Origin of the sequence: Pseudomonas sp. (genome assembly GCF_050739655.1) — a bacterium.
Lineage (GTDB): Bacteria > Pseudomonadota > Gammaproteobacteria > Pseudomonadales > Pseudomonadaceae > Aquipseudomonas.
On the sequence record NZ_JBOIBY010000619.1, the window covers coordinates 1 to 8,034 of the forward strand.

An 8,034-nucleotide genomic window follows, 5' to 3' on the forward strand; every position below is an offset into this window, starting at 1 on the left:
CTGGCAGGCCAGCTCCCACAGTTGATTGGGGGTGGACCGAAATTTTGTGAACGACGCCGGATTCTGTGGGAGCTGGCTTGCCAGCGATGGGGCCAGAACTGTTGGCCTCGATCTGTCGGTTTATTCGTTGAGGTATTCGTAGGCCGTGACACCGCTATCGCTGGCAGGCCAGCTCCCACAGTTGATTGGGGGTGGACCGAAATTTTGTGAACGACGCCGGATTCTGTGGGAGCTGGCTTGCCAGCGATGGGGCCAGACCTGTTGGCCTCGATCTGTCGGTTTATTCGTTGAGGTATTCGTAGGCCGTGACACCGCTATCGCTGGCAGGCCAGCTCCCACAGTTGATTGGGGGCGGACCGAAATTTTGTGAACGACGCCGGATTCTGTGGGAGCTGGCTTACCAGCGATGGAGGTAAACGATAACGCGGGCTGTCTGAATAAAGGTGTTGTCTGGACGTTTTTCGCGGGCAAGCTCCGCTCCTACAGGAAAAGCCGGTTTTGGCTTTGGCTTTTGATTTACCTGCCCCTTCGGCAGGCTGAGTGGAGGTATTCATCCGGGGAATGGCGTGCAGCGCCGTTCGACGCAGTCGAACTCATCGCATGTAGGTGCCAGCGAAGCCAACCGGAGGGCGATGCCCCCGGATGGATGCCGGAGCGAAGGAACCCCGAGCCCCGGGGCAAAGCCTTTTGCTTACTTTTCGGCGTTTGGAAAAGTGAGTCGCTGTAAAAGCGAAACCATAAGTAGCCGTTACCGCAGAAACGGATATGTACTCGCTCAAAGTGCAGCCGTTACCAAAAACACGGATATGTACACGCCCAAAAAACAATCAAAAAGCAAAGCGACCCAACCCCTAGTCCGCTTTGACGATGAACCTTTCCCCGCTCAACCCGATGATCCCCTCAACTGGCGCAATGGCGCAGTGAGATCGGGAGAATTGAGTGATGCACAGCATGCGAGAAAAGACCCAGGACGAGCGTGACCTGCTGGAACGTGCACGGCGCCTGGTGCCGGCACTCAAGGCACGCACGGCGCAGGCCGACAAGGACTTGAAAGTGCCGGTGGAGAGCGTCATCGAGTTGCAATCGGCCGGCTTGTTGCGGGCCTTGCAGCCACGGGCGTTCGGCGGTTACGAAGTGGACCCGCGCACCTTCTTCGAAATCCAGACCATCCTTGCCGAGGGTTGCATGTCCACGGCCTGGATCTACGGCGTGATGGGCGTTCACCCCTGGCAACTGGCGCGTTACCCGATCGAAACGCAGCGCGAAGTCTGGGGCGATGACCACAGCGCACTGATCTGCTCGACCTACATGCCGGCGGCAAAGGTCACGGTGGTCGAAGGCGGTTACCGCATCAGCGGGCGCTGGGGTTTTTCCAGTGGTAGCGAGCACTGCCAATGGGTGTTCCTCGGCGGTATTCTGCCACCCGATGGCGAGCTGGCCGCCGAGCACGGCACTTTCCTGTTGCCGCGCAGCGACTATCAGATCGAGCGTAACTGGGACGTGATGGGCCTGCGCGGCACCGGCAGCCATGACATCGTGGTCGAGGATGTATTCGTCCCGGCCCATCGCGTGCAACGCACCAATAACTGGACCCTCGAAGCCACGCCCGGGCGCCTGGTCAACACCAACCCGATCTATGCGATCCCGTTCGCCCAGGTGTTCTCCCGCGCGGTCTCGACCTCGGCCATCGGTGCCCTGCAAGGCGCGATCAACGAGTTCCGCGACAACGCCGCCAAACACATCGGCAAGCACGGTGCCCGCACGGCGGACGATCCGGTGGCGCAAACCGCCGTGGCCGAAGCGATGATCACCGTCGACAGCCTGCGCCTGGTGCTGGAGCGCAACTACGAGCACCTGATGAGCCTGGCCCGTGCCGGTGAATACCCGGACACCGAGACCCGTCTGCTGTATCGCTACCAGTCGGCCTATGTCACCAACATCTGCGCCGAGCGGGCCAACGACCTGTTGCGCAGCATGGCGGCCTCGGGCTTGTACAACACCAACCCGGTGGCGCGACTGTTCCGCGACCTGCACCAGGCGCGTGGTCACATCGCCAACAACTACATGGCCTACGGGCGCAGCTACGGCGCGGTGATGCTCGGCCTGCCCAACCCGGACCCTTACGTCTGAGGCGATTGCGCCGGTTTGACACCCTTGGGTTTACACCTGCCCGTGCTGCACGGGCAGGTGGTCATGAGTACCTGATCTATGAGCAATTATCTTTCCCTGCGCGTGGCGCAAGTGATCGAGGAAACCGCCGACGCATGCTCGGTGGTGTTCGACGTGCCCGAGCACCTGGGTGAACGTTTTCGCTATCAACCCGGCCAGTTCCTGACCTTGCGCGTGCCGTACGAGGACGGGTGGCTGCCCCGTTGTTATTCGTTGTCGAGCACACCGCTGCTCGATGAGCCGTTGCGGGTCACGGTCAAGCGAGTGCAGGACGGACGTGCCTCCAACTGGCTGTGCCGTGAACTGCAGGAAGGGCAGACCCTTGAAGTCCTGCCGCCGGCCGGAGTCTTCGTACCGCGGAGTCTGGACGGCGATCTGCTGCTGTTCGGCGGTGGCAGTGGCGTGACCCCGGTGCTGTCGATCCTGCGCTCGGCGTTGATCGTGGGCACCGGCCGAGTGCTGTTGGTCTATGCCAACCGTGATGAAGCGTCGGTGATTTTCAAGGAAGAACTCAAGTTGCTGGCCAGCGTTCATCCGCAGCGTTTGCAAGTCGTCCATTGGCTCGACTCGGTGCAAGGCATTCCGAGCGTCGGGCAATTGGCCGAGCTGGCACGGCCGTTTATCGATGCCCAGGCGTTCATCTGTGGTCCGGCGCCGTTCATGGACGCCACTGTCAGCGCGTTGAAAAGCCTGGGCATGCCGGATGGCCGGGTGCATGTCGAACGTTTTGTTTCGTTGCCCGGCGAAGGTGAACTGCCGCTGGTGAGCAGTAGCGAAGCGGCGATGGCCGCGCAGTTGGCGGTGCGCCTGGATGGTGAAGACTTCGAGTTGTCCTGCGACAGCGGCGAAACCGTGCTTGCCGCCATGGAGCGCGCCGGCCTCAACCCGCCCAGTGCCTGTCGTGTCGGGGGTTGTGCCTCGTGCATGTGCACCCTGGAAAGCGGGGATGTCGAGTTGCTGCACAACGATGCACTGGACGCAGCCGACCTGGCCGAAGGCTGGATCCTGGCCTGTCAGGCGGTGCCCACCAGCGCGCAATTGCGTATCCGCTTTCCCGAATGATGAGCACGAGCCCACGATGAATCAGAGCCTGAACCTCACCGCGCCCGTGAGCGCGGCACCTGCCACCCTGGCCCAATTGGTCTTTACCTGCGCCGAACGTTTTGCCGGGCGTACCGCCATCGAGGACAACGGCCAATCCATCGACTTCGCCCAGTTACCCGAGCGCGTCATGGCGTTTACCCGGGGCTTGATGGCCCTGGGCATCCAGGCCGGGGACCGCGTCGGCGTCTGGGCGCCGAACAGTGCCGAGTGGATTCTCGCAGCCCTGGGCATTCAATGCGCCGGGGCGGTGCTGGTACCGATCAACACGCGCATGAAGGGCCTTGAGGCCGCCGATGTGCTGGAGCGCAGCGGCTGCCGCGTGTTGTTCGTCCAGCAGCGTTTTCTGGACGTCGATTACCCGGCGCTGCTCGCGGCCCATCGACCGGCCAGCCTCGAACACCTGGTGATTGTCGATGGCGACACGCCTGCGTTGTCGTCGGACCTGACGCTTGCGCAGTTCCTGCAAGGCGCATCGACCATCGACGCGCAGAGCGCCATGCACCGCGCAATGGCGGTCAGCCCTGATGCCATGTGCGACCTGTTGTTCACCTCCGGAACCACCGGTAAGCCCAAGGGCGTGATGAGCGGCCATGGCCAGAACCTGCGGGCCTTCACTGAATATGTGAAAGTCATCGGCCTGGTGCCAGGCGACCGCTACCTGATCGTCAATCCGTTTTTCCATGCCTTCGGCTACAAGGCCGGCTGGCTGACCTGCCTGATCGGCGGCGCGACCATCCTGCCCCATGCGGTGTTCGACGCGGAGCAGGTGTTCCAGCGCATCGCCCGCGAACGCATCAGCGTGCTGCCCGGCGCGCCGACCCTGTATTTGTCGCTGCTGGCCCACCCGCAGCTCAAGCAGACCGACCTGTCGAGCCTGCGCATCGCGGTGACCGGCTCGGCGAGCATCCCGCCGAGCCTGATCGAGCGCATGCGCAACGAGTTGGGTTTCGCCGTTGTCACCACCGCCTATGGCCTGACCGAATGCGGTGGCCTGGCGACGATCTGCGATCCACAGGATTCGGCGCAGGTGATCGCCGGCACCAGCGGCCGGCCCATCGCCGGCACCGAGGTGAGCATTCGCGATCCGCTCAACCAGGCGCTGGAGGCGGGGCAAACGGGTGAGATCTGCCTGCGTGGGTTCCACATCATGCAGGGCTATTTCCAGAACCCGGAAGCCACCCGCGAAGCCATCGATAGCGAAGGCTGGCTGCACACCGGCGACGTTGGGCGGCTGGACGAGGCCGGCAACCTGATCATCACCGACCGCCTCAAGGACATGTTCATCGTCGGCGGTTTCAACTGCTACCCGGCGGAAATCGAAGCGGCGCTGATCCGCCATCCGGCCATTGCCCAGGTGGCAGTGATCGGCATCGCCGACGAGCGCATGGGGGAGGTCGGCTGCGCCTGCGTGGTGTTGCGCGAAGGGTGGGAGCTCGACGAGGCGCAATTGATCGCCTGGAGCCGTGAACAGATGGCCAATTACAAGGTGCCGCGCCAGGTGCGGTTCCTCAATGGGCTGCCTCTGAACCCTTCGAGCAAGGTGGCGAAGAACGAACTGCGGGCGATGGTGGCCGACAGTATCCGGGCATGAGGTGCAGGGGTTTTACCAATCCGCCCGGCAACGGTTTTTTTCACGCTGTGGCGACACCAGTCAAAACAACAACAAAAAAGGATAGGAGCATGTTTACGCGAAACACGGTTGCGCGCCATTCGGGGAAGCTGATTGCCAATCGCCCATTGCTGGCGACAGCCATCACCCTCGCCAGTGCCACGGCCAGCGCCGCGCCGACCATTCAGTTGGGGGAAGACACTACGCTGGACTCGTCGCTGACGGTCAACTACACCGCCTCCATGCGCACCGCCAAGCAGGCCAATCAATACCTCAACGACCCGAACAACGACGACGGCACACGCAACTTCAAGCGCGGTTCTTTGATCAACAATCGCGTAAGCCTGTTCGGCGAACTGCTGCTCAAGCACGACAACCTCGGTGCGGTGCTGCGCGGCAGTGACTTCTACGACGATGTGTATAAACAGCGCAACGCCAACGACTCGCCGGACACGGTGAACAAACTCGGGCGCAACGACGAGTTCAGTGACAAGACCCGTGACCTCAGTGGCAACAACGCGCGCCTGCTTGATGCCTATGTGTATGGCAACTTCGAGCTTGGCGAAACCCAGTACCTGTCGCTCAAGGCGGGCCGGCATCTGGTGGCCTGGGGCGAGAGCCTGTTCTGGCCCAACATCAGCCAGGGCCAGGCCCCGGTGGATGCCACCAAGTTCAACGTACCAGGCACCGAGGCCAAGGATTCGTACCTGCCGGTGGGCCAGGTCTCGGGGTCGTGGTCGCTCAATGAAGACCTCGCGCTGGTGGGGTACTACCAATATGAGTGGGAGAAGACCGAGCTCAACCCGGTGGGCGACTACTTCGGCAGCGACACCTTCGGGCCGGGCGCCGAGTTCTATCGCCTCGGCAGCGGTCGGGTCAACAGCTTGCCCAACGGCGCGGCGGTCGCGTTTGCCGGCGACAAGGACGCCAGCGACAGCGGCCAATGGGGCCTGGGCGTGCGCTATCGGATCACCGAAAACACCGAAGTGGGGTTGTTCCATTACCGCTACAACGAGCGCATCGGCTCGCTGTTCTTCGACTTTAGCGGCACCACTCAATACTCCTCGCTCAAGAATATTGGCCACACCGGTGACGCGCTGACCTATCGTCTGGGCTACTTCGAAGACGTCAAGTTGACCGGTGTAAGTTTCAGCTCCAAGGTCGGTGACTCGGTGCAGTACGCCGGTGACCTGAGCTACCGCGACGGCGCCTCGGTCTACCTGAACAATGGTGCGCCTACTACCGGGCAGATCTGGCAGGGCAACCTCAACGCCACCTACATCCTCGGCCCCAGCCTGCTCGCCCAGCAGACCACGTTCCTGGGCGAAGTGGTGCATCAATACATCGCCGGCGTCGACAACCTGACGATCACCGGCGGCGGGCCAGGCGTGGACGGCACGTTCGATACGTTCGAATCGGCGACCCAGACCCGTGGCTCGACGCTGCTTGGCGTTGGCGCCTACATGGACTATCCGTCCATCGCCACCGGCCTGGACCTGAGCACCAAAGTCGTCTGGACCCAGAACGTCGACGGCAGCGCCTATCAGGGCCTGGGCCGCGACGAGAAGCGCCTGACCGTGGGCGGCGACTTCAAGTACCTGGGCAACTTCCAGATCGGCATGACCTATGTCGCCTACCTGAGTTCGCCGGATGTCGCCCAGGGCCGCTTGCTCGCGGACCGCGATTATCTGTCGCTCAACGCCAAGTACACCTTTTGATGATCACGGCTGCGTCGCGATGTGGCGACGCAGCCCACCTTTTGTCGTTGATAACAATAAAGAGAGGCCTGTCATGCATCCTCGTCCAACCCCGTCACCGTTCAGCCCTGTTGTGATTGGTCCACTGACCCTGAAAAACCGTTTTATCAAGGCCGCCACCAATGAGGGCATGAGCGCGGGTGGCGTGCCCTCCAAGCAGTTGGTCAAATTGCACTCGGCGCTGGTCGCTGGGGGGACTGCGTTGACCACCGTGGCCTATTGCGCGGTGAGCGACGATGGCCGCACCTTGCCCAATCAGTTGACCCTCAGCCAATCGAGCCTGCCGCACTTCAAGGCCCTGACCGATGGGGTGCACGAGGCGGGTGGCCTGGCCAGTGCGCAGATCACCCATGGCGGCTGCTTTACTTTCATCCGTGAGCGCTCGACCAAGCGCCCGCTGTCAGCCAGTGGCGGCTTCAACAAGATCGGCATGATGAGCGGCATGTTCCTCAAGCAGGCGATGACCGAAGCCGACATGCAGCAAGTGGTGCGTGACTTCGCCCAAGGCGCGCGCCTGGCACGCCAGGCCGGTTTCGATGCCGTGGAAATCCACATGGGTCACGGTTACTTGCTCAGCCAGTTCATTTCGCCGATGTACAACAAGCGCCGCGACCAGTACGGCGGCAGCCTGGAAAACCGCCTGCGCTTTCCGCGCCGGGTGCTGCGTGCGGTGCTCGACGCGGTGGGCAACGAGATGGCGGTGATCTGCAAATACAGCATCACCGAAGGCGTGCGTGCCGGTAACAGCGCCGAGGACGGGGCGAAGATCGCGCGCATGCTGGAAGAAGAGGGCGCGCATCTGCTGGTGCTTAGCGCCGGGATGAACGCGGAGTCGATCACCACCATGTTCGGTTCTTCCTTTCCCAAGGAGAACCGCGTGCAGCAGAAAAACAAGATCATCGCCCTGGCCATGGCCATCCAGCGTCGCACTGAGCCGACCGTGGAATTCCGTGAGCTGTACCTGCTCGAACATGCGCGCAAGGTGCGTGCGGCGGTGAAAATGCCGTTGGCGTATCTGGGCGGCGCCAAGAGCCTGGCGAGCATCGAGCAGATCATGGCCGAGGGTTTTGATCTGGTCGCCATGGGGCGGGTGTTGCTGGCGGAAAATGACTACGTCAACAAACTCGCCAGCGGCACCAGCCGCGACTCGATCTGCACCGCCTGCAACCGCTGTGTGGCGATGATGTACACACCCGGTGGCACCTCTTGTGTGCTGGGTAAGCCTGGTGATGCCGAATTGAATCGCCAGCCGGCGGCGGCACGCTAAGCAGGGTACTGATCGTGAATGATCGTTCCCACGCTCTGCGTGGGAACGCAGCCCGGGACGCTCCGCGTCCCTCTTCTAAAGCCGAACGCGGAGCGTCCGTTGAGGCATTCCCACGCAGAGCGTGGGAA

5 protein-coding genes are annotated in these 8,034 nt (G+C 62.3%); all 5 read left to right on the forward strand.

Annotated features, from left to right (window positions below; translation table 11 throughout):
• Nucleotides 1-942: 942 nt before the first annotated feature.
• The 5 genes from ACRESJ_RS29555 to ACRESJ_RS29575 all read left to right on the forward strand — a co-directional run bounded on the left by ACRESJ_RS29555 (nt 943) and on the right by ACRESJ_RS29575 (nt 7,906).
• Nucleotides 943-2,130: an acyl-CoA dehydrogenase family protein gene (locus ACRESJ_RS29555; RefSeq protein WP_431761045.1), complete on the forward strand. Its 1,188-nt coding sequence runs from the start codon at nt 943-945 to the stop codon at nt 2,128-2,130.
• Between the two features lie 78 nt (nt 2,131-2,208).
• Nucleotides 2,209-3,231: a 2Fe-2S iron-sulfur cluster-binding protein gene (locus tag ACRESJ_RS29560; RefSeq protein ID WP_431761046.1), complete on the forward strand. Its 1,023-nt coding sequence runs from the start codon at nt 2,209-2,211 to the stop codon at nt 3,229-3,231.
• Between the two features lie 16 nt (nt 3,232-3,247).
• Nucleotides 3,248-4,864 carry a FadD3 family acyl-CoA ligase gene (locus ACRESJ_RS29565; protein WP_431761047.1) on the forward strand — a complete coding sequence of 539 codons (1,617 nt, stop codon included), beginning with the start codon at nt 3,248-3,250 and terminating at the stop codon, nt 4,862-4,864.
• Between the two features lie 89 nt (nt 4,865-4,953).
• A complete protein-coding gene (locus tag ACRESJ_RS29570; protein WP_431761048.1) occupies nt 4,954-6,600 on the forward strand; it encodes a DUF1302 domain-containing protein in 1,647 nt (548 codons plus the stop codon).
• Nucleotides 6,601-6,673: 73 nt separating this feature from the next.
• Nucleotides 6,674-7,906 (forward strand): NADH:flavin oxidoreductase, encoded by a 1,233-nt coding sequence (locus tag ACRESJ_RS29575; RefSeq protein ID WP_431761049.1) that lies wholly within the window; start codon nt 6,674-6,676, stop codon nt 7,904-7,906.
• Nucleotides 7,907-8,034: the final 128 nt, after the last annotated feature.

Coding starts and splice junctions, on each gene's coding strand:
- ACRESJ_RS29555 (WP_431761045.1), top strand. CDS start 943: ATGCACAGCATGCGAGAAAAGACCCAGGACGAGCGTGACCTGCTGGAA.
- ACRESJ_RS29560 (WP_431761046.1), top strand. CDS start 2,209: ATGAGCAATTATCTTTCCCTGCGCGTGGCGCAAGTGATCGAGGAAACC.
- ACRESJ_RS29565 (WP_431761047.1), top strand. CDS start 3,248: ATGAATCAGAGCCTGAACCTCACCGCGCCCGTGAGCGCGGCACCTGCC.
- ACRESJ_RS29570 (WP_431761048.1), top strand. CDS start 4,954: ATGTTTACGCGAAACACGGTTGCGCGCCATTCGGGGAAGCTGATTGCC.
- ACRESJ_RS29575 (WP_431761049.1), top strand. CDS start 6,674: ATGCATCCTCGTCCAACCCCGTCACCGTTCAGCCCTGTTGTGATTGGT.